We start from the raw sequence: 21,729 nt of genomic DNA, 5'->3' as shown, positions 1-21,729 counted from the left end.
CCTTACCTCCTACTCCTTTCTTCAAGTTTTGCAGCAATCCAAGCAAGGAGGAGTATAAAGGCCATGCCTCCTGCAAATCCAGCTCCACCAAAAAGAAGTTTCTGTTTTATTGGAAATACTGTTATTGTGGAATTTAGGACTTTTGTGTAAGTTACTGTCGTTGTGATGTTTTCTTTAATAATTTTTGGTGCAGTGGAAGTAGGAGTTTCGCCTGTAGAGTTCCCAAAGCTCTCTTTTTCTACGGGTGCTGGAATAGTAAAGATCTTCGCAATCGTGGAATTCTTGATAATGTACTCTCCTTCTTTCAGTGCTGCTAGTATCTCGAATTCTCCTCCTTGGATAGGGATGAAGAGTAAGGAATACGTCTTGTTCTCGTTGGGGTTTAATGAATCTTCAAAATAAACAAATCTTCCTTGGAGGTTTATGTTTTCTCCGATTATGGCAGATTGTTCTGGAAATGCTATTGTTATTGTAAATGGCCCTTTAGTGTTCCCCATGTTTACAACAGTAAGGTTAAGTTGAGTGCTACTACCTACTGTGCCATTTTGGCTGTTTAGAACAAGTTTATATTTTGGGGTTGCATTTTCCACATTTATCCAACGGGTCTCCGAAGAAAATGAGATTCTAGCAAAACCATCACATGAAAGTTGGTATGGGACGTTTGCCTGGATTTCAATGTTTCCTAGTTGTAGAAACCCTCCTTTCTTTGGTTCTATTCGGACGTTAAACTCTATCTTTTCTCCTACTTTAAGTTCTGGAATATATAGTGGATATGAGCTTATAATTTTGAATTCCTCAGAAAGCTTTGGGATTATTTCAATGTACTTCAAATCAATGTCTCCTGTGTTTTTTATTACAATAGTGCTGTTGAATGGTTCAAATTGAAGAGCCCTCGAGGGGGTTAAGAAAGAAACATTTGCAAATGCATATTCTCCGACTTTTGGTATTTCTTGTTCGTCTAAAAACCCTATTATTTTTGCTACTTTTTTGGTAGCCATGTTACTTACTTCAGTGACCCCTATATGCAAACCTCCGTATGATACTAATGTTCCAATTTTCCCTAAACGTATCCACGTGCTCTTAAGGGTCATTCCACACATGTTTTTAATGGATATATAGACGCCATCAGAGAATATTTTTTCGAGTTTAACAATATAAGGCCCTATTTGAGCATCTTTGCCTTCTTCCAGCTCTTTATATAAACTCGGAGAAATAGAGAGGGACGCGTAAGCTCCATTTATTTTTATTATTGTCTTCAGGTACATTGAGCCAACTAACTCCTTAGTTTCAACAATAATCCCTTCGGCTTTCAACGTGCCCCCCACTTCTATCCAGTACTCCTTGTTGTTAATAGAGATCTTTGCAAATTCTTTGAGTTCTCCGTTGATTTCAGTGATATTATAATCTTCAAATTTTATCCGCCAATCTTGAAAGTATTTGGTACCTCCTTTGTAAAGATACCCGTCAAAAAGAAGGGGCATTATAGAAAGTTGAACTGTCAATCCATTGAATTCTATCTTACCTCCATTATATATGAGTTCTTTTTCAATATCGTTATACCTAAGTCTAATTTTTGCTCTATTTTCTTCTACTGAGAGAAGTGTAAGGGCATAGTCCCCTGCTAGAACTGTTTGATTTTCTAGGAGATATGGGAAAGTAATGTTAAAAGTAGCATAACCTCCATTTTCTTTTAAGAATACTGAGTTCATGTAAACCGAATAGAAACTTGTGTTCAGTAACACTTCTGGTTTCAAAATGTATTCTCTATTATTGAGTTCAATAAGCAAAGAGCCTTCAGTTGGTGAAACATCCCTGATCTCTAAGGGATATTCTTTTATCCCAACTCTGGAAGGTATTTCTATCCATCCTGTTATAATGGAATGTGCAGTTGCATATGGGAGTAGAATTATTAAGAATAAGAGAGGGATCAACTTTTTCACGTTCCCACCCCCAGTAGAGGAAGTAAAATACTTGAAAATGTCATCATTTTACCCATTATGAACTCCCCAAGATAGAGACCTATTGCGGACATCCATGTGAGCATAACAAAATAATAGAGAGCTATTCCTAGGTGCCCTCCATCTGCAATTTTTATTGAGAATGCTGAAATTAAGGAATGAACTAGGAGGATAGAGATAAGGATGTAATTTGTTAGTTGGAGTCCTTCTGGGCTTGGGACAAAAAGTATGTCTTGAATGAACTCTCCTTGTAGCTGGACACTTGAGAAAAGGTGGGTCATGTAAACTGCAACTTGAAATGCTGCCGCGACGGAAAAGGCAAAAGCTCCAGTAACTCCGTAGATAACCCCTTTAAAACTGGCCACGTTCTGTTTTCTTTTTCTTCTAAGTCTCAGAAGTCTTTCAAAGTTACTAGAAATGACCTTTCCTACATAATCGGGGTCTGCTCCTAGGTGTAAGCTCTTTCTAAAGATGTCTGAGAAGATATCTATGAGCCAGCTTCCGGTCTCTGAGACGAAGTATTTCCATGATTTGGTATCGTCTATCTTGAGGGAAATTCTTTTGTTCAAGTTTCGGATATCTTTAGTAAGGCTTCCAAAATCGTGAGAGCTCAAATATTTCAGAACTAATGCCATAGATACTCCGCTTGCTGCTAGAGACGAACTTAAGCTTCTCATAAATGCTGGAAAGTTCTCATCTTTTATCAGAATGTCTTCCTCTTCTTTTGAGAGTACATATCCGATATATGCTATTGGGGTCACAAACAAAGCAATGGCGATTTCTATTGGTACATCAAATCTTGCTCTTATTACAAAAAAGTATAAGGTTCCAACAATGGCCGTTCCAGCGATAGAGAGTAGGATAGCTCGTATTAATTTCTCTTTTCGTTCTGGATTCATTGCATTGTGGGCCCATATATTATCTTCTGGCATTTTATGTTTTATCAAAATCAAGACCCCTATTTCCACAACCATAACAAGTATAAATGTAAAAATTGTGAGGGTTACTAGATCTTGCCCAGTAATAATCGGCCCTATAATAATAAAGGTCACCATAAATACTACAGAAATTATTAGAGAGCTATAAACTTCCTTAAAGACGTCCAAGTCGTAAAGTGCTCCTTCATAGAATGTTTGGTAGTCATCCATCACAATTTTCTGCTCTTGGAGTAGATATTCTCTTAACTCTACACCACTATCTAAGGAGTACGCGAGTCTCTCTAGAAAGTCTGAGAAGACCTTACTTGGTGTTCTCTTAGCCAAAAATCTAAACGCTTCAGGCATTCCACGATTAAACTTTGCTATTAAATGGTAGATTTTTTCCATATCTCTTGAAATAGGCTCTAAAACCTTCTCCTTTGCTAATGTGTGTATAAGTTCATTTCTTCCAACTTCACTAGTGGAAAGTACCGCAAAATAGGTTACAAAATAAGGGATTTTTGAATTTATTTTTACTTTTTTCCCACTTGCCATTGAGTAAGGGTGCATGATTGCGTAAACTAGAGGAAGAATGGGAATCGCATAAAGAGCAATTCGAATTACCCGTGAAATTGTAACAAATCTGGGAACAAGTGAGAAAACTATGAAAAGAATGACACTCCCAGCTATGCTGGGCAATAATACTTTTCTTGCATACCTCTTCATATCCAAATCAGCTTGGATAAATATGCTGGCTTTTTCTCTTGCCATCATATTCACCTACAATCTAAAGCTTAATCCTTGAATGCCCTTTTCATAGAAGTTCTTTATCTCTCTATAGACATCCCAATAGTCGGTTATTCCAAGTTCTGCCATTCTCTGGATTATCCTGGCTCTTAGAAATAGCTCGTTGTAAATGTCCTTTGGATCTTCATAACCAGCAACTTCAGCAATTTTTCTCTCGAGGATATATGAGTTGTTCATACCTCTGAATATATGTCTATCACTCACAGAATCCCATTCAAACACACTCCTTGTTGCTACTCCTCCAAGCTCCTCATAATAGCCCTCAATCTCAACAACGTTGAGAACTCTTCTTAAGAACCTCCCTTTAACATATACAGCCTGTTGAAAGAGAGCAATATTCAAGTTATCTATAAAAGTCACAGGAACGTTTATTGGATGCCCGGTAAAACGTTGTATCATCTTCTTTATATCGCCGGCGTGAAACGTTGCCATGACTGGATGGCCCGTTTGCATGGCTTGAAAAGCAATTGCACCCTCTGCACCTCTGATCTCACCCACAATGATATAATTTGGTCTTGATCTCAATGCTGCTTTCAAAAGATCAAAAAGTGTAACTCTGCTTTCCTCGGGTCCTCTTTCTCTTGTTGTAAGTCTTTGCCAAGTAGGATGAGGAACAACAACCTCAGGAGTGTCTTCAGCGGTAAAAATCTTTGATTGGGGCTTGATGAAAGGAATGATAGAGTTTAAAGTGGTGGTTTTTCCACTTGCTGTTTCCCCACATACGAAAATACTCATACCATATTCAAGCGCAAGCCATAAGTATGCCGCGACTTCTGCAGAAAATGTATTCCACTTTACAAGTTGGACAACACTTAGGGGTGTAGCAGAGAATTTTCTTATTGTGGCTGAGGGCCCTTTTATACTAACGTCTGGGCTGTATATTATGTTGATTCTTGATCCATCTGGAAGTGTTCCATCAACAATGGGGTTTTTGTCACTAACAGGTCTTCCAATTCTTTCACTTAAGGCCTTGAAATAATCAGCCAATGTGATATTACTCTCAAATTTTATATTAGTGGGTAAAGCATCAAAGATCTTGTGAATTAAAGATACATATTCGGCACCCAATATGTGAATATCTTCAATATATGGATCTCTAATAAGGACCTCTAATGGCCCAATTCCTACAATATCTCTTTTTATGAGGTATCTAAATTTCTCAATTTCTATTTGCGTTAGTTTAACGCTCTTTCTAGAGAAAAAACCCTTATTATTAATCTTCTGGAGGGCCTCATTATACAGTTGGTCTAGGAATATTTCAAACTCTTCTCTGTTTTCGGGTATTACCTTTGAAGGAGCAAGTTCAAGAATTTTTTCTTTGACTACTTCATATTTTACTCGCTCTTCTGTATTCTGAAGTCTGGGTTCTATTACTATGTATCTTCTCTCCGTTTTTGGATCTCCGTAAATGTGAACAAAAAGAGGATCCCCGACTGGATAGATTATGTTGGGATACTTTATTTCTTTCATATTCCTGCTCAGTTGAGTGTAGAATTCTGGGACTTTTCCATATTTTTTAGTAAACTTTTCAACGTATTCTCTTAAGTGTGGATTCCTTGCCATTGCGGTTTCTAAGGTTTCTCTGCTAATCTCAGCCATTCTACACCACCGCAGCTATCTCCACTATAAATCCTGCTTTAGGCTCTACTCTAAATGGAATTATCTTCTGAAAAATTCCCATAGCATTGTTATACTTCACGATAGTGGCAGAATTTTTCAAATCTCCTCCGAATACTTTGACCTGCAATCTTATGAGCATTGTAGCTATTTCTTCTAAAATCGAGAGTACAGAAGAATCGAGGTCACTTGGGCTCGCTGTTAATATTATGGCCTTGTTAAGAGCACTTAATTTTTTGAGGTGTTCTGTAAACTGTCTTAAAGTCTCCTCATCTATTTTTGGAGGTAAAATGGAAGGTAGTGAATCTATGACAATAACATCTCTTTCCCATAATCGTTCCTCACTCAAGAATCTTGGTAAAAACTTTCCTCTTTTAGAAACACTGCTCAAAAGAGGATATAACGACACAAAAAGAAGTTTTCGCTTTATCAGAAAGGGGATTACACTATATCCCAGTGATTCCATTTGGTTTATAAATTCAGGGGTTGTGAGTTGGGTAGAAACATAACTAACTTGAATATCATTTTTTAGAAATCCATAAGCGAGTCTCTGGGAGAATATAGACTTTCCAGTCCCCCTGTCCCCCTCTATAAATATTATACTCCCAGAGGGTATTCCTCCACCTAGTCGTCTGTGAAGCTCATCATTTGGGATCTGCATTTTAAGTAAGCGGGCCATGGTGTTCACCTCAGATTTTAAATACAAATTCACGCTGTTTTCCACTTTCAATGACCACAACGAGTTTGTGGTAGCCAGAGGAAAGAGTAGTGCTTATTCTCAACTCGCCGACATCATAGGGATAAAGGGTAGATGGTGTCAGCGTGAGATTTGAAGGAGGAATGAGGTTCCCATCAATAAAGACAATAATAGTGCTGCTTGTAAAGGAGAACTCTTCACTCCCAGTGTTTTTAATATAAAACACATAAGCTCCACCCAAGACGGGAATATTCTCTGGATCATTTATTATCGTGAAGTCCACTCTAAGATTTTGGGCTATTGTTGCTCCTCTAGTGCTGATACCATCCGCTAAGTCTTGGGTCACTATATAAAGACCTCCAGCTATTGTTCCTGCGACAAGGAGGGAAACAATGAAAAGGATTATTTCTGAAATTACTGAGCTCGCCATTAGCATCACCTTAGGAGCAGTACCAGGCCTTTCCAACAATAGAAGGTTGGCCAGTCGTTTGATTTGGATCAAGCCATATCCATTTCCATTCTATTTTCAGAGAGCATCCCGTTTCAGTTGCTACTATCAGACTGTGGATAATTTGATCCTTGACTTCAGTAGTTCGTATTAGTATGGATTCTCCGGGAAGTAGGTATGTTTTATCTTCCACTATGAGCGTCGATCCATCGGGCTCTTTTAGTTGTCCATCACGAACAAAATCCCAATATTTAGGGGATAGGGTGGAGCCATTATTGCTAATATTGAAAGTTATTGTATAGATGGACACACCACTTCCAGGATCAATGTAAGAGACACCTTGTAGATCAAGGTGTGACGTCTGGGATTTTATGAAAGTTTCTTTATACGCTTCAACGGACTCAGCTATTGAAGTATAAGTATTCTCGAGAGAGATATAGAGAGTGCCAAATGCCATTATCGATGCAATGAATATCACTGCAAAGCTTGCTGAAACGCTGAATCCCATACCCTATCCCCTTAAACACCATACACATGTTCAAGGATCTTATTCATCATCTTAAGTTCTCTTTCTAGAGAGTTCAGGACTTCTGGAGTTATTTTGGTACCTCTTAGGCGTTCAATGAATAGGAGTGATATTAAGTGATCTTGAATCGTAAGTTTGTCATCTGGTTTCCAGTTTGGTTCTCTCTGGTGAGGTCTAGTCCCATTTGCATACTTCAATAGGCTTTCCAATACTTCTTCGGAGATCCACCCGATTGTATAGTAAAACTCAAGGACATTTTCTAGATTCAGCATTCCCGCTCTTTCGATGAGGAAACCTAGCCATTTCAGTGCTATCATTGTTGAAACAGTGTCATTTGGAAGATGTTCTAATCTTGCCCTCATTTTTGTTGGACTTATTAGGGCTTCTCTCACATCTTTCGGAATTTGAAATTCTTCAGTCAAGATTTCTTCCTCCCCACTCCTATTATTTTCAATTAATTCAATCTTTGGGGGATCATAACTTTTAATTTCCTCTTGGTGTTCAACTTCAGGAATTCTTTCTGGAGCTCTCTCGAAATTTTCATTAAATTCTTTATGAGGCGCTGTTTTGCCTATTAAATGTCTTCTTATTTCCTCTAGGTATTTTCCAATCTCTTCCACTCTTTTGTCTAACCTTCTGAGCCTTTCTGCTTGACTTGAATAGTTCTCGAGGACCCTGTTTATGATTAGATCCACTTGCTCTGGTGTTAAGATGTCCATTTTTGAAACTAATTTGTCTTTTAAGTCCTTGATAAGGACATTAGGTACTTTTCCCTGTAGCATCTGAAGTTTACTGTCTATCTCGTTCTCGGTTATCATGTTTCTCCCTCCGAGATTGCTTCGTATATTATCCTGTCGAGGTCTACCCCGTGATAGGCAAGGAGTTTCAAGTCTCCTTTTATCTGTGCTATTTCTTTTCTAATATCTTCGAGATCTTGCTTTAGTTCGTGTATTTCTTTTACTATTGGGTTTTCACTATCCAGATCTCTAAAGGGGTTGATCTCTTGTGATACTACTTCATAGAGCATCATGACATCTTTGATAGTTTTGTCAAGCTTTTCTATTTCCTCCCTTAGTTCTTGGATTTGGGACTTCAAAGTGTCGATGTTGACCTTAATTCTTGGCAGGTCGTTTTCAATCTCGTTAAGTCTGTTCATTATGAGGGTAATTTTTTCTTCATCTTCTTTCTGCTCTTTTGGGTTTTCTTGAACGTTTCCTTCACTTAGGGCAAGTTCTAGTTGGTAGATTTCTTCTTTTTCATCTTTTTCTGGCTTTTTCTTGAACTTCTCTTTCAAATAACTGAATGACATTGCTGACCCTCCAAAAAGGTTAATGGAAAGTAAATGAAGTTGGAAAAATCAAAAGAATTAATGCATCACTTGAGGTCAACAATCTTGTCGTTTGTGCTTAGTCCATAAGCAGTTGGAGTTACAACTCTTGTATATCCTGGGGAACCAAATTCTGGTCTGACCTCAATAGTTAGAGTTGTTCTTGGTTCTATACCACCAAAGACATCATTTGCATCAACTGTTAAAATTGCAATGTCTCCAGCTGTTAAGGTTGGTATACTACCGCTTAATGATCCGTCTGCATCTTGTACTATAAGAATTCCAAAGTGTTGGGCATCAACAGCTGTTCCCCATGCACTTGAGGTGGTATCAAACATGCTCCCTGAGATGTTAGCAGCGGCACTACCTGCGTAGGCTAGAACTACCTGTGTAGCTCCGTCATCAAGGTATAACTTAGTTTGGTTGAGATCTATAGGCTCACTTCCTGCATTGAGTGAAACTTGAATTGCTAACATAGTTATGTTGTTGGCACTTGGAGCATAACCAACTACCTTGTCAATCTTCAAACCACTAGCAACTTCCTTTGTTGTTTGTCTTCCTGTGGCTTCTGCTCTTTGTTGCAAGTAGCCGCTGGTGTTGATGAGTACTGCTGCGGCTACTGCAGCTACTAAAACCATGGCTATGAAGACTATCAAGGTGCCAATACCAACGGCACCTCTCTTCTTACCAAAAATAGGCTTCACCTTTTGGCACCTCCATTGGAAATTCTGCAATTAGGTGTATGTCCTTTAAATATAAATTGATTTTTTGTTTTTACATCAATTTTTACACATGTAGGTACATATGTAGGTACATACTAATATTAAGTAGTAATTTTAAGAATTTAGAAAAAAATCATAAAATTAGAATAATTACAAAGTAAACAAAATATTATAGTGTGGGTTCGAGCACAAGAACCGATTTTCCGTATTCCTTAACTTTTGCGTCCTTTCCGTAGTATTCAAGAGCATCAAGAATCTCGGATTTTCTTGGGAATCTTCTAAACTCCTTCGTGAGTTTTTCAAAAAACTCCCATGCAGCTATGTTTTCAAAATTCTCTCTAAATGGTTCTACAATTATTAGTTTCCCTCCTTCGTCCACGAAATTCAGAGCCTTTATAATGATTCTGTGGACTTCAGGAAGATACTCGAGAACAAAACTCATTATAACTCTGTCATACTTTCTTTTAGGTATGGCATTTGTTATGTCAAGCTCTCTTAAGAACACCCAATCCATACCAAGTTCTCTTACCCTTTGTTGGGCTATGCTTAGTAATCCTGGGGAAAAGTCAATCCCAACATACTCTCCATTTGGACCAACATGTTTTCCGAGTTCTATCGGTGAGACCGAGCCGCAACCAAGATCAAGGACCCTCATTCCATCTCTAAGTCCACCAGCCCTAACGATTATTTCTCTATATAACTTGTTTAATGGGTTCGAAAGTCGAATGTCCCAGAAGTCTGAGTCTTTGTCAAAGTCCATCATCACTTTAGAATTCTCGAAAGATAAAAATGCGTAATTTGCCATTCTGACGATCTCATCTTGTATGTTAATCCATTCTGGAATAATATCTCGTAATTTCTCATATTCAAGGGTAAAAGTACGTAAGAACCTTTTGGGGCTTAATTCAGTCCCCGTAGCTTCTAGAATTCCTAACTCATAATATGCACTTAGTAGTGATCTTAAGTAGGCTTTATTTTTGACATCTATTAAGTTTAAAATATCTTCAAGGGTTTTAGTTTTGTCTAGTTCCTTAAAAACGCCTAGTTCCAATCCAATTTTGACTACATTAAAGAACGAAAAGTCAATAAAAGTTGAGAGGTTGAAATCGAATTGTTTTATTAGATCTTCCATTTTTTGCACCTCACATAAATCTACTATAATATGATTGATAAGTTTTTAGAAATTCAACAACTTTTTTCCCATGTTCAGTAAGTTTGTAATACCGAAATCCATTGTGGTTAATTTCTTCTACCAAACCAAGATAGACTAAGGAACTATCTCCGTTATAGCGGTTTCCCATACCAACTAAAGCTCCTTTTACGTTGGAAGGATCTGACCTAACGATTCTAGCAATTTCAGAGAGATATGTGGAAGAGGGGTAAATCTCATGTAAGTAGAAAAGTATCTTCTTCCTTAGTTCACTCCTGTGTAATGATCGTAAGATGTGAGGATCAATTACTAATCTCAACTTCCCCACCACAAAAGGCCAGACATGTTAATCCAAAACGTGGTAATACTAGATGTTATACTATATTTAAATATTTCGGTTCGATATTGTAAATTATCTAGTTATTTGAGATAGCTGTTACAAATTACACAGTTATAAGTTACAAGGTTAATATATTTACAATTCCCGTTGGTTATTATATAGACATAGAATATGATATTTCTCTAAAATAAACCTGAGTTCATTAACCCTCTTTTATTGGATAGTTATCATTTTGACAAAAAATTCGTCAAAAACTTTAAATATAATTCAAGATTCCTTGGTTTGTACTTTCAAGGGGTGCAGAAAAATGGACATGATTTGGACAATAATTATTTTGTACATGGGAGCAATGCTAGGAGTTTCAGTATATGCTAGGAGGTACATTAAAACGGCGGCCGACTTTTTGGTGGCCGGCAGGAGACTAGGATTGGCTTTAACTACTGCAACTTTGGCAGCCACTCACTATGGTGGTGGCTTTCATCCTCGGAGGAGCTAGTTGGGGAGCCACCTATGGATTAGGAGGAATCTGGTACGGTTTTGCTACGGGACTGGGTCTTTTGCTTCTTGGCGTGACTCTTGCAAAGCCTATGCGTGCTTTGGCCCTGTATACAGTCCCTGATGTATTAGAAATGCGCTATAAAAGTAAGATGATAAGACTTTTAGCAGCAATGCTATCACTTTTAGCCCTAGTAGGAATTCTTGGAGCTCAAGTTTGGGCAGCATCAGCAGTCTTTGAAGCCATAGGATTACCAGGAACTGCTGGAGCAGTGTTCGCCACACTGATTTTTATAGCATATACAGCGTTTTCAGGATTATGGGCAGTTGCACTAACAGATTTCATACAAATAATCCTTGGAAGTATTGGTGTGTTAATTGCAGTGATCTTGGGCCTAAGCAAAGTAGGAGGCTTTGATGGCTTAAGAATGAGTCTCTCTACAATTCCAAACTTGCCACAACCAACTGGAGAATACTTCAACTTCATGTCTCTGGGAATTTCGCTTTTTGCCTTAACATTAGCGGCAACAGTGATGTATACCTTAATAGGTCAAGACTTTTATCAGAGGCTTTTTGCATCAAAGAACGAAAAAACGGCTAGAAGAGGTGCAATTTATAGTGGACTATTGCTTATGGCCCTGTCATTCCTTCCAGCACTGGCAGGGATGCTTGCATTGGCACTCTCAAGTGATCCACAAGCAATAATAGATTCACCAAAAACTGCAGTGCCAAAATTAGTTATAACGGTCTTTGGAAGTGGAATAGGAGCAATATTTGTTGCTGCAATTCTAGCGGCGGTAATGAGCACAGCTGATTCACTCCTCTCTGCAGCCACGTCGCACGTTGTCAAAGATTTATATCAAAGCTTTATAGAGCCTGAAGCGGATGATAAGAAGCTGTTGAAACTTTCAATAGGTACAACAATTGCTATAGGGATTCTCTCATTAGTAGCGGCCTTGACGATCCAGGGAATTATAGAGCTTCTTATATACTCTTACGATATATATACTTCGGGTGTCTTCGTACCTCTAATACTTGGCATTTACTGGAAGAGGGCAACAAAAGAAGGAGCATTACTAGGAATGATTGCGGGATCATTAACAGCAGTTATAGGAGTAACAGGTGTTGTGAGCTTCAGTTACTGGGAATACATTTATGTGAGCGGTGCCATAGTATCGGCAGTTGTTATGGTGCTTGTTAGCCTGATAACAACTGCAAAGCCTATCGAGAAGGACTTTGAAAGGGCCTTTGAACTTGGTTGAGGTCATTTCTCGCTTTATATTTTTTATTTAAACTTTTGAACCCTATTATTTTTAGTAATTTTCCTACAAGGAAAGTGCCATTCTTGGGAAAACTATTTTCTCTTTTAACTTGTGAAAAAGCTTTAAAGAGAAACCTCAAATATCACCCGAGGTGAAAGCTATGGAGAACCCATTCGAAATTACCGGAATAGTGGCAAGGGAAATCCTAGATTCTAGGGGGAATCCAACAATTGAGGTGGATGTTTACACACCAGTTGCGATGGGAAGGGCTGCTGTACCAAGTGGAGCTTCAACAGGGATTCATGAGGCTTTAGAACTTAGGGATGGTGGAAAGAGATATCATGGGAAAGGCGTAAAACGAGCAGTGGAGAACGTAAATAAGATAATTGCTCCCGAACTTTTGGGAATGGATGTAACACTTCAAAGGGACATCGACATGTTCATGATTGAACTCGATGGTACAGAAAACAAAAGTAATCTTGGAGCAAATGCCATTCTAGGAGTTTCTCTTGCTGTTGCAAAGGCTGCCGCAAACACTCTTGGAATGCCACTCTACAGGTACTTGGGTGGTGCGAATGCTTACGTTCTTCCCGTACCAATGAGCAATGTCATCAATGGGGGAGCTCACGCTGGCAATGATCTTGACTTTCAAGAGTTCATGATCATGCCTGTTGGGGCAAAGAGCTTTAGAGAAGCCATTCAAATGGTAAGTGAGACATACCACACACTGAAAAAGATTCTCGTGGAGAAATATGGAAAATTGGCTGTTAATGTAGGAGACGAGGGAGGATTCGCTCCACCTATGAAAGAGGTCAATGAGCCATTAGATGCTCTTGTCAAGGCCATTGAAGAAAGTGGTTACAAGGTTGGAGATGAGATTGCCTTTGCTCTTGATGTTGCCTCAAGTGAATTCTACGATGAAAACAAGAAAGTATATGTCGTGGGTGGCAAGGAATATACTAGAGAAGAGCTTATAGACCTCTATAATGAGCTGATCTCAACATATCCAATAGTTTCAATTGAGGATCCAGTTAATGAGGAAGATTTTGAAGGCTTTGCTATCGTTACAAAAGAACTTGGGAAGAAAGTTCAGATCGTTGGCGATGACTTCTTTGTGACCAATGTCAAGCGCTTGAGAAAGGGTATTGAAATAGGTGCGGCAAATGCACTCCTTCTGAAAGTCAACCAGATTGGAACATTAAGTGAGGCTATTGATGCTGCATATCTTGCTTTCAGGGCCGGTTATGGAGTCGTTGTTTCTCATCGGTCTGGAGAAACAGAGGATGCCACAATTGCAGACATAGCAGTTGCTTTAAACGCTGGTCAGATTAAGACAGGGGCTCCTGCAAGGAGCGATAGAAATGCCAAATATAACCAACTCTTAAGAATTGAAGAGGAACTTGAGGGCGTGGCATATTATCCAGGCAAGAAGTTTAGGAATCCACTTCTCTGATCTTTTTTAATTTTAAAAATTTAAGAAAAAAGAGCTACGGTTTTCTCACAACTATCAAGGCATGGTCTTTTTCGTAGGGCTCAAGAGAAATTCTTTCGACAACTTCAAAGTATTCGCCAAGTTCTTTTTCTACTTCTCTAAATACTTCCTCTGGTTCTTTTGTGACGTCTATACTTCTGCTTTTAATAGATATCATCCCGTACCCACCGCTTTTAAGGTATGCTTTGGCATTATCCACGAGAATTTTTGCTTGGGTGGGTTGAGCCACGTCTTCGAATATTACATCGACCTTGGTAACTAGGGCCCTGTATTCCTCAGGCTTTGTAGCATCTCCGAGTATTGGAATTATGTTTCTTCTTTCTTCCACCAGGGGAACCAGTTCTCTAAGAACCCTTGGTGAGAATTCTATACCAAATATTTTACCTTCCCATCCAATGACATCGCTGACATGTGAAGCAGTTGTACCACTGGCTATGCCCAAATATAATACCTTATGTCCTGGCTTTATTGGAAAGTTCTTAAGGCCATTGAGTATAGCTGCAGCAAGTTTTGATCTGTGAGGATTCCAGATTCTGTATTCTTCACCTTCCCACTTAATGATCCTCTCGCCGTAGACTTTTTGGCCGGGAACTAGATTCCTAGTGGCCAGTCTCTCGCTTCCATCATCCTCGATGACAATATAAACGCCAGGGAATTTATGTTTCTTAACGTTCATTTATCTCACCTCCTACCGCCTCTCTTTTCTTTGCTTCTCTTTTTCTTTTCTTTGCCTTTGAATTTCTTTTTCTTTTTGAATTTTTTCTTCTTTTCTTTCTTGGGCTTTTCTTTGCGTTTTGGTGGATTGGGGTATTTCTCCTTAATTTCCTTGATCCTTGCTTCGATTTCATTTTTGAGCTCTTCGGCTATATATTCACCTGAGAAGTAATCCACTCTTGCTGCTATGGCTAGTTTTCCAGCTAATGCTCTTGCAATTTTTCCTCTTTGCCACCAGGGGGACTTATTTATTGCGGGATATTGGTAAATTATACCGTGTTTTGGAGGCTTTGCCCCACTTCTTAGGTGCCTAAATAGTGCTTTTTCTGCACCAAGAACCTGGATAGTTGAAGAGGGCATTATTGCGAGTTCTTTCAAACCTCCTGCTAGACTTATTAGGCGAGCACCAAGTTTTGCACCCACTAGGGCTTTTAAGTTCGGTGCAACGTCATCCATAGCCCTTTCGATGTAGTCCTCTATCTCACTTCTTAATTTATAGAGGTCATCTATTTCTTTGGCTAGCCCTTGAATAACTTTAATGTCTTTTTGGTCCATCCATGCGCCCATTGTCTTTTCTTTTGCATCTAAAATCTTCGTTATCTTGTTCTCACCGAATCCAAGAGACTCCAAGCTTTCTTTTGTAATGTTGTCTCTGTGTCCAATGTTTTTCACAAAAATGACATATTGGGGATGCTTTGGGAGGATTTCGTCAAGTTCTGGAAAGTGAAGTGAATACCATTCTCTAAGTCTTGATACTAAAAGGTTGATGACTTTATCGATGTCATCTAAAGCCTCAATTGCTTGGATTATCATCTTATCTCTCGCGCCACTTTGCTCCTGGATCCTGGCCCTTGTTAATGCCACTCCAACTGTGAAGTATTTTTCAAACCAATCAGTTCCCAAAAATTCTTCGGCATTTTCTCTAAGTTTCTCCCCGGCAATGTTAGGAAACTCTGCTTCTGTCTCAAATCCAAACTCTCTAATTTTTCTAGCAAGTTCTGGATGTTCTACAACAAAAGTTGAGTATCCTTTTTCCTTTAACTCTTCTAAGAAAAGAATTAGGTCTTCTGCAACTTCGCCTTTGAGAAGTTTGTCTAGTACTGTTTCTGGCTTTTCTGTGAAAACTCTCTTTCCAATGAGATTGCCATTCTCATCAAAGGCATAGATTCCCTGTACATTTTCACCTACGTATGCTTTCATGAGCATCACCTTTTCTATTCTTTGCTAAGGAAGTATAAAAGAGTTAAGCTTTTAAACCTACTCTACATCCAAATTTCATCGCTAATTGTCGAAAAAGTATTACACGTTTACCGAAAGGCTTTTATAATGTACAAGCTTAACCTCGGAGAGAATAGCATTAAGCTCATTCATTTAAAAAGGTGATGCCCAATGAAGAAACTGTTAAAGCCAATAAAGGATGTTGGTATCGTTGGTTATGGTGCATACGTGCCAATGTTTAGAATTAAAAATGAGGAGATTGGAAGGGTATGGGGAGTTAGTAGCTTTCCAATCCAAGAAAAATCCGTGAATAATCTAGACGAAGACGCCATAACAATTGGTATTGAAGCTGCTAGAAATGCCCTTAAGAGGGCCCGTATAGATCCGAAGGAGATTAGGGCCCTTTGGTTTGGTACCGAGTCAAAACCTTATGCTGTTAAACCTTCTGCAACTGTTATAGCTGAAGCAATTGGAGCAACTCCTGATTTAGATGCTGCAGATTTTGAGTTTGCATGTAAGGCTGGAACCGAAGCCCTCCAAGCAGCTATTGGATTTGTAGGTAGTGGCATGGCCAAATATGCCATGGCAATTGGAGCAGATACTTCTCAAGGAAGGCCTGGAGACCATTTAGAATTTACAGCCTCTGCTGGAGGAGCAGCTTATATTGTTGGAGAAAAGAGTAATGAAACCTTAGCATATTTTGAAGGAAGCTACTCTTATGTAACTGATACTCCTGATTTCTGGAGAAGACAACACGAGCACTATCCAAGACATGGTAATAGGTTCACTGGTGAACCTGCTTACTTCCATCAAATAATAAGTGCTGCAAAAGGTCTAATGGAGGAACTCGGTTATTCACCAAATGATTTTGATTACGCAGTATTCCATCAACCTAATGTTAAGTTCCCCCTCACTGTAGCAAAGATCCTCGGTATTCCAAAAGAGAAAGTTTTGCCTGGTTTACTCACTGGTATAATAGGAAACACTTACAGTGGAGCGACTCTTGTGGGAATCTCGGCAGTTTTAGATATCGCAAAGCCAGGAGATAGGATCCTATGGGTGAGCTTTGGAAGTGGAGCAGGAAGCGATGCTTTTAGCCTTATTGTGCAGGATGCGATTGAGGAGAAGAGAGATTTAGCTCCAAAAACAATGGACTACGTGAACAGGAAGAAATATCTCGATTATGCCCTATACGCAAAGCACAGAGGGAAGTACATTTTGTGAGGTGGTTGAAATGAGAAAGCCAGTGATTATTGGTGTGGGCTTAACTCCTGTTGGAGAGCACTGGAAACTTGGTCTTAGAGACCTAGCTGTTGAGGCTCTGCTTAATGCTATGGAAGATGCCGGAGTTGACAAAGTAGATTCACTTTATGTTGGAAACATGGCTTCAGGCTCATTTGTTGAACAAGAAAACCTTGGAGCCCTTATAGCAGATTGGGCAGGTCTTGGGAATATCCCCGCAGTTAAAATTGAGGGTGCATGTGCAAGTGGTGGAGCTGCAGTCCAAGAAGGTGTAAAGGCTGTAATGAGCGGTCTTGAGGACGTGGTTGCTGTTGTAGGCGTTGAAAAGATGACAGATGCGTGGCCAAGTGATGCAACGAGATACTTGGCATATGCAGCTGATGCCGAGTGGGAGCTTTTCCATGGAGTTAGTTTTGTGGCCCTGAATGCCCTTGCAATGAGGCTTTACATGAAAGAATATGGGTACACTGAAGAGGACTTAGCCCTATTTGCAGTTAATGCTCACGCAAACGGTGCCAAGAATCCATATGCCATGTTCAAAAAGGTAATCAAGGTAGAGACTGTTATGAGGAGTCCTTATATAGCTGATCCATTGAAGCTTTTTGATGCTTCTCCAATAGCTGATGGAGCTGCGGCAGTTATTATCACCACTGAGGAGAAGGCCAAGGAATTTGTGGACAAAGCCAAGATGATCAAGGTTGCGGGAATGGGAAGAGCTATAGACACTATAAGCCTCGCTAACAGAAAAGACCTTCTTCTGCTGAAAGCAGCCAAAATAGCCGCAGAAAGAGCTTACAAGATGGCTGGTATAGGTGTGGAGGATATAGACTTCTTCGAGGTGCACGATGCATTCACAGTCATGGCGGCCCTAAGTTTGGAGTCTATAGGGGCTGCAGAGAGAGGAAAAGGCGCTATGTTAGCTAAGGAGGGACAAATAGCGATTGATGGAGACTACCCAATCCAAACACTAGGTGGATTGAAAGCAAGAGGACACCCGGTTGGTGCAACTGGAGTTTATCAAACAGTAGAGGCAGTATGGCAGCTTAGGGGCGAAGCTCCAAATCAAGTGCCTGATGCGGAGGTAGGCCTTACTCAGAACATAGGTGGAACGGGTTCAAACATAACTGTAACCATATTAAGGAGGGTTTGAAAATGGGGAAGCCAATGCAGGTCGCCCGCTATTGGAGACATTTTAAGGAAAAATACCGCCTTATTGGAGGCAAATGTAAGAGTTGCGGGCATGTTCACTTTCCAAAGAGGCCAGTTTGTCCAGAGTGTGGAAGCCAAGAAATAGAAGAGTTCCAATTTAGTGGAAAAGGAAAAGTATTAAGCTGGACAATAATAAGGAACCCACCAAGCGGTTATGAATATTACAAACCATATCCAATAGCTTTAGTTGAACTTGAGGAAGGGCCAGTGATCTTAGCCCAACTTACTGACGTTGATCCAGAAGAAATAGACTTTGGGATGGAAGTTGAGATGGTCACAAGAAAGATCAGAGAGTTCGGCGAGGATGGAATAATCCTATACGGCTATAAGTTTAGGCCATTATTGAAGTGACTTTTCCCTTTTTTGATATCTTTTATCATTCTTATCCAGATGCCTGCTTTTCCAGCCACTTTAAAACCAAGTTTTTTATAAAACTCTATGGCCTTTTTGTTTTTCTCCCCAACCCAGAGTTCAATTCTATCATTATACTTACTTAGATACTCCAGACATTTGTCCATAAGTTTCTTTCCAACGCTTTTCCCCTGATACCCCTTATCAACAACGAACTCGTGAATAGCACCCACTACTCTATTTTCATATCGACTGTGCCAGTCGTTATCACACACAATAAAACCAACTATCCTATCTCCGTCTTTTGCGATGAAAAATCCATCACTGGCCTTGCTCCAGCACCATCTTAGATATCTCTTTGCATAGCTCTCTCCTTCGCCCCCATATTCCTTCATTTCCTCGTATCCTCGCATGTATATGCTTACAAGAGTCTCAAGTATTTCCTGATCCATTCTATCTAATTTTTCTATACTCAAGTGCTCCTTATCGTTATTTTTAATTTCTTTCATTCCCATCGTTAGGAACTTATAATAGATGGATTTATAAAAGCTAGCCTTCCATCGTAGAGTAGAGTGAGTTGAAGGTGGTTTTAATGGCAAAAGCCAAGCCAAGAATTTGTGAAATCTGTGGAGCAGAGATAAGAGGTAAAGGACACACAGTGAAAATAGAAGGGGCTGAGCTTTTGGTGTGCTACAAGTGTTACCAAAAATATGGCAGGAAAAAGCCGGGAACCTGGAGTCCAATGCCAACAGGAAGAGAACCTAGAAGAACATATGCTCCAAGACCAAGGCCTAAACCAACCCCAAGAACGCAAAGACCTCTTTACACTGAGGACATAGTAGAAGACTATGCAGATAGAGTGAGGGAGGCTATCCAGAGAAGCGGCTTGAGTTATGAAGAGCTTTCCCATAAGGTAGGCCTTTCAACCAATCTTATTAGAAGGATCGCGCACGGTGAGTATATCCCCACTATAAGTGAGGCAAAAAAGCTTGAGCGTTACTTTAAGATAAAACTAATTGAGCGTATTGAAGAGACTGTAAAAGAAAAAGCTACTATACCTAAAGATTATGAGCCAACTTTGGGGGATGTAGCTAATATTAAGATCAAAAAGAGGAAGAAGAAGTAGCTACTCCCTACTTTCCCCTTCTTGCTGTTCTTTCTTTGGAGAATAAAATCCTTTTAAGATTTCAAAAGTACTCCAAAGACGTAGGAGTTCTTTGTGAACCGGAGTATCCGGTGGAATTACTATTATATGGGCAGGAGGGTGTATCTCTCTTAATCTCCCTATGGCCTTGGCAGGTGGTAGATCCACTTGGGCCACAACATGGGCATTATATTTTCTTTTGGGTTTTTCGCCTACAATCTTTTCAAAAGCCCAGTCTGAGAGGGCCGGAGGGATTATCCTTGGCTTACCTCGTATTTCCATTCCAGCATATCTCACTAAATCAGCTAATGCCACTAGGGCCTTGTCAAAGTTGTCTGTCCTTATCAAAACTATCGTGTTTAACATAACCTTCACCGCAGAAGAGGTAAGTTGGGAGGTATTTAAAGATATGGCTAAAAAGAGAAAATAAAAAAGGGTCACGGTGTTGCTCCTACGGCAGCATCTGCTTGCACCAATCCTGAACCTACTGCATCTGGGCCCCATGTCATTAATGTCCATCCAGGGATGCTTATGTCAATTACCCAGGCGCTATTCCATGTTATTGGCATTGCAGTGCTTTCGAGAATATTCTCTACCATTGTTTGATTTAGGTCTATTACACCGTCTTCCATATCTTTTTCAAGCATTAATGCCACTATTCCGCTGACGTGAGGTGTTGCCATACTTGTTCCGCCAAGGAAGTAGTACTGGCCGGGAACTCCATTTGCCCAGTATGGGGGATGAGCTGCTCCATAGGGGAGGTAAGGCCCAACTACCCAGCTCCCTGGGGCAAGGACGTCGAGATCCTGCCCTGGTTTTTCTCTTCCGCTGAAGTCTGTTACATAAACTTGATCAATTAAGTTCTCCGGAACGTCTGAGAGTCTCCACCATCCCCCTGCTAACCATTCTCCAACCCATCCAGCGGCTCCTACTGAAATCACCGGTTCATAGGCACCGGGATAGTCCATCCCTAATTCTCCATCGTTTCCTGCAGCCGCAACAATGAATACTCCCTGAGCGATAGCGTAATCAATCGCTATTTTCTCAATTTGGCTTAACCTAGGTCCACCAAGACTCATGCTTATGACAATTGGGTTCACCTCGTCGTAGGGCGGCAGTACATTTCCTCCGCTCTCTTTCTCAGCTTTGTATAAGTCAGCGATGTAGAGTATTCCAGCAGCGATGTCAGTTGACCACCCAAATCCACTGTTATGTAGGACTTTGACTGGGATTATCTTTACATCTGGAGCAACTCCACTCACCCTGTAGAAATCATAAATCCAGAAGCCAATTATTGTGCTTGTCACGTGGGTGCCATGGCTGTGGGTATCGGCTTCCCACGCGTTGGGATTGTAATGAGCATTTAATGAAGCTGCGAGAAACGCTCTTCCAAATTCCGTTGCTATCTTATCTTCCTCGAAGTAATCTTCCCAGTTAGGAACTAAACCTGTGTCAAGAACCGCTATATACACTCCCTCACCAGTGTACCCCATGTTCTCGTGCACTGTTGGAACGTTTATCATGTCGAGGTTCCATGTGTAATATCCGAAACCATATGGACTTGCACTTGGGAGCATCTCGTTCGTTACGTGAACCTGGACATCTTCCCCCACATTCTTAACGAACTCAAGCTGTGAAATTTTTTCCAAATTTTTGTCCTTTACAAGGCCAGCGACAAAACCGATCTCATCAAAAACGTAGGTTATTTTCATTCCATTTGCTTTCAATGTATCAAGAACTTCTTGAGTTATCGCTCCATCAATCTGGACAAAAACAGACTTTGGAGCATTTTCGCTAGCTCCTGAAGCCAGTGGTATGCTCATTAGCAACAGCATCACTAATATTCCGACACCTATACTACTCTTCATTCCTCGTTTCCTCCCTTGCGGTCGTTGTACTTATTTTAGAATCTATTTTACTCTATGGCATTGGACATATATAAATATTTTCTATATAGTAAAGAAATTCTTTAACAATGGGGAAGTTTCCAATGAGGATGTTATTAAAATACAAAAAGATTGAAACTCAGGAGTTCTGTATAATGCTAAGAAAAATTTATAAGCACAGCTCGAAAGAGATATGAGTGACTATTA

23 protein-coding genes are annotated in these 21,729 nt (G+C 39.9%); 7 read left to right on the top strand and 16 right to left on the bottom strand.

What is annotated here, in order from left to right; translation table 11 throughout:
• Nucleotides 1-2 precede the first annotated feature (2 nt).
• The 11 genes from EP1X_RS05770 to EP1X_RS05720 all read right to left on the bottom strand — a co-directional run bounded on the left by EP1X_RS05770 (nucleotide 3) and on the right by EP1X_RS05720 (nucleotide 10,488).
• A complete protein-coding gene (locus EP1X_RS05770) occupies nucleotides 3-1,940 on the bottom strand; it encodes a hypothetical protein (protein WP_055282603.1) in 1,938 nt (645 codons plus the stop codon).
• On the bottom strand, nucleotides 1,937-3,646 hold the full coding sequence (flaJ, locus tag EP1X_RS05765; RefSeq protein ID WP_055282601.1) for an archaellar assembly protein FlaJ: 1,710 nt from the start codon (nucleotides 3,644-3,646) through the stop codon (nucleotides 1,937-1,939). Before flaJ ends, EP1X_RS05770 begins: the two co-directional genes overlap by 4 nt.
• A 9-nt stretch (nucleotides 3,647-3,655) precedes the next feature.
• Nucleotides 3,656-5,281 (bottom strand): type II/IV secretion system ATPase subunit, encoded by a 1,626-nt coding sequence (locus tag EP1X_RS05760; RefSeq protein WP_055282598.1) that lies wholly within the window; start codon nucleotides 5,279-5,281, stop codon nucleotides 3,656-3,658.
• A 1-nt stretch (nucleotide 5,282) separates the two neighbouring features.
• Nucleotides 5,283-5,978, bottom strand: a complete 696-nt coding sequence (locus EP1X_RS05755; protein ID WP_055282596.1) for an ATPase domain-containing protein — start codon at nucleotides 5,976-5,978, stop codon at nucleotides 5,283-5,285.
• Nucleotides 5,979-5,988: 10 nt separating this feature from the next.
• The gene (locus EP1X_RS05750) at nucleotides 5,989-6,426 is read right to left on the bottom strand and encodes a flagellar protein G (protein ID WP_055282595.1); all 438 of its coding nucleotides are present in this window, start codon (nucleotides 6,424-6,426) and stop codon (nucleotides 5,989-5,991) included.
• A gap of 10 nt (nucleotides 6,427-6,436) precedes the next feature.
• On the bottom strand, nucleotides 6,437-6,952 hold the full coding sequence (locus EP1X_RS05745) for a hypothetical protein (RefSeq protein WP_055282593.1): 516 nt from the start codon (nucleotides 6,950-6,952) through the stop codon (nucleotides 6,437-6,439).
• An 11-nt stretch (nucleotides 6,953-6,963) separates the two neighbouring features.
• A complete protein-coding gene (locus EP1X_RS05740; protein ID WP_055282592.1) occupies nucleotides 6,964-7,788 on the bottom strand; it encodes a FlaD/FlaE family flagellar protein in 825 nt (274 codons plus the stop codon).
• Complete coding sequence (locus EP1X_RS05735) at nucleotides 7,785-8,279, bottom strand: flagella accessory protein C (RefSeq protein ID WP_055282589.1); 495 nt, start codon at nucleotides 8,277-8,279, stop codon at nucleotides 7,785-7,787. Before EP1X_RS05735 ends, EP1X_RS05740 begins: the two co-directional genes overlap by 4 nt.
• Nucleotides 8,280-8,344: 65 nt before the next feature.
• Nucleotides 8,345-9,001 carry a flagellin gene (locus EP1X_RS05730; protein WP_055282587.1) on the bottom strand — a complete coding sequence of 219 codons (657 nt, stop codon included), beginning with the start codon at nucleotides 8,999-9,001 and terminating at the stop codon, nucleotides 8,345-8,347.
• Nucleotides 9,002-9,188: 187 nt separating this feature from the next.
• A complete protein-coding gene (locus EP1X_RS05725) occupies nucleotides 9,189-10,151 on the bottom strand; it encodes a bifunctional 2-polyprenyl-6-hydroxyphenol methylase/3-demethylubiquinol 3-O-methyltransferase UbiG (protein ID WP_055282585.1) in 963 nt (320 codons plus the stop codon).
• A gap of 10 nt (nucleotides 10,152-10,161) precedes the next feature.
• Complete coding sequence (locus EP1X_RS05720; RefSeq protein WP_055282584.1) at nucleotides 10,162-10,488, bottom strand: helix-turn-helix domain-containing protein; 327 nt, start codon at nucleotides 10,486-10,488, stop codon at nucleotides 10,162-10,164.
• A gap of 328 nt (nucleotides 10,489-10,816) precedes the next feature.
• On the opposite strand from EP1X_RS05720, the gene EP1X_RS05715 reads away from it, so the two are divergent.
• From EP1X_RS05715 to eno, 3 genes are all read left to right on the top strand, one after another.
• Entirely contained in the window at nucleotides 10,817-11,005 is a 189-nt protein-coding gene (locus EP1X_RS05715; protein WP_055282581.1) for a hypothetical protein, read from the top strand.
• The gene (locus EP1X_RS05710) at nucleotides 10,974-12,266 is read left to right on the top strand and encodes a sodium:solute symporter (protein WP_082391495.1); all 1,293 of its coding nucleotides are present in this window, start codon (nucleotides 10,974-10,976) and stop codon (nucleotides 12,264-12,266) included. Before EP1X_RS05715 ends, EP1X_RS05710 begins: the two co-directional genes overlap by 32 nt.
• 160 nt (nucleotides 12,267-12,426) lie before the next feature.
• Nucleotides 12,427-13,719, top strand: coding sequence for a phosphopyruvate hydratase (gene eno, locus EP1X_RS05705; RefSeq protein WP_055282579.1), 1,293 nt, complete (start codon nucleotides 12,427-12,429; stop codon nucleotides 13,717-13,719).
• A gap of 34 nt (nucleotides 13,720-13,753) precedes the next feature.
• Here eno and EP1X_RS05700 read toward each other — a convergent pair whose 3' ends face one another.
• Both EP1X_RS05700 and EP1X_RS05695 read right to left on the bottom strand, forming a co-directional pair.
• Entirely contained in the window at nucleotides 13,754-14,434 is a 681-nt protein-coding gene (locus EP1X_RS05700; protein ID WP_055282577.1) for a fibrillarin-like rRNA/tRNA 2'-O-methyltransferase, read from the bottom strand.
• 5 nt (nucleotides 14,435-14,439) lie between these two features.
• Entirely contained in the window at nucleotides 14,440-15,672 is a 1,233-nt protein-coding gene (locus tag EP1X_RS05695; protein ID WP_055282574.1) for a C/D box methylation guide ribonucleoprotein complex aNOP56 subunit, read from the bottom strand.
• Between the two features lie 189 nt (nucleotides 15,673-15,861).
• Between EP1X_RS05695 and EP1X_RS05690 the strand changes: the two genes are divergently transcribed.
• From EP1X_RS05690 to EP1X_RS05680, 3 genes are read left to right on the top strand one after another with little or no spacing between them, the layout of a single operon-like run.
• Complete coding sequence (locus EP1X_RS05690; RefSeq protein WP_055282572.1) at nucleotides 15,862-16,914, top strand: hydroxymethylglutaryl-CoA synthase; 1,053 nt, start codon at nucleotides 15,862-15,864, stop codon at nucleotides 16,912-16,914.
• A 10-nt stretch (nucleotides 16,915-16,924) separates the two neighbouring features.
• Nucleotides 16,925-18,082: a thiolase domain-containing protein gene (locus tag EP1X_RS05685; RefSeq protein WP_055282570.1), complete on the top strand. Its 1,158-nt coding sequence runs from the start codon at nucleotides 16,925-16,927 to the stop codon at nucleotides 18,080-18,082.
• A gap of 2 nt (nucleotides 18,083-18,084) precedes the next feature.
• A complete protein-coding gene (locus EP1X_RS05680; protein WP_055282568.1) occupies nucleotides 18,085-18,492 on the top strand; it encodes a Zn-ribbon domain-containing OB-fold protein in 408 nt (135 codons plus the stop codon).
• On the opposite strand, the gene EP1X_RS05675 is transcribed toward EP1X_RS05680, so the two are convergent.
• On the bottom strand, nucleotides 18,465-19,001 hold the full coding sequence (locus EP1X_RS05675) for a GNAT family N-acetyltransferase (RefSeq protein ID WP_156300720.1): 537 nt from the start codon (nucleotides 18,999-19,001) through the stop codon (nucleotides 18,465-18,467). The genes EP1X_RS05680 and EP1X_RS05675 overlap by 28 nt on opposite strands.
• Nucleotides 19,002-19,084: 83 nt before the next feature.
• On the opposite strand from EP1X_RS05675, the gene EP1X_RS05670 reads away from it, so the two are divergent.
• Nucleotides 19,085-19,618, top strand: a complete 534-nt coding sequence (locus EP1X_RS05670) for a multiprotein bridging factor aMBF1 (protein ID WP_055282565.1) — start codon at nucleotides 19,085-19,087, stop codon at nucleotides 19,616-19,618.
• Here the strand turns inward: EP1X_RS05670 and EP1X_RS05665 are convergent, their stop codons facing one another.
• Both EP1X_RS05665 and EP1X_RS05660 read right to left on the bottom strand, forming a co-directional pair.
• Nucleotides 19,619-20,002, bottom strand: a complete 384-nt coding sequence (locus tag EP1X_RS05665; protein ID WP_055282564.1) for a DUF356 domain-containing protein — start codon at nucleotides 20,000-20,002, stop codon at nucleotides 19,619-19,621.
• A gap of 71 nt (nucleotides 20,003-20,073) precedes the next feature.
• Entirely contained in the window at nucleotides 20,074-21,504 is a 1,431-nt protein-coding gene (locus EP1X_RS05660) for a S8 family serine peptidase (RefSeq protein ID WP_055282562.1), read from the bottom strand.
• Between the last annotated feature and the right edge of the window lie 225 nt (nucleotides 21,505-21,729).

Origin of the sequence: Thermococcus sp. EP1, from assembly GCF_001317345.1 — an archaeon.
GTDB lineage: Archaea > Methanobacteriota_B > Thermococci > Thermococcales > Thermococcaceae > Thermococcus_A.
Note: the sequence above shows the minus strand (reverse complement) of the source record. Positions and strands in the feature narration are given on the sequence as shown.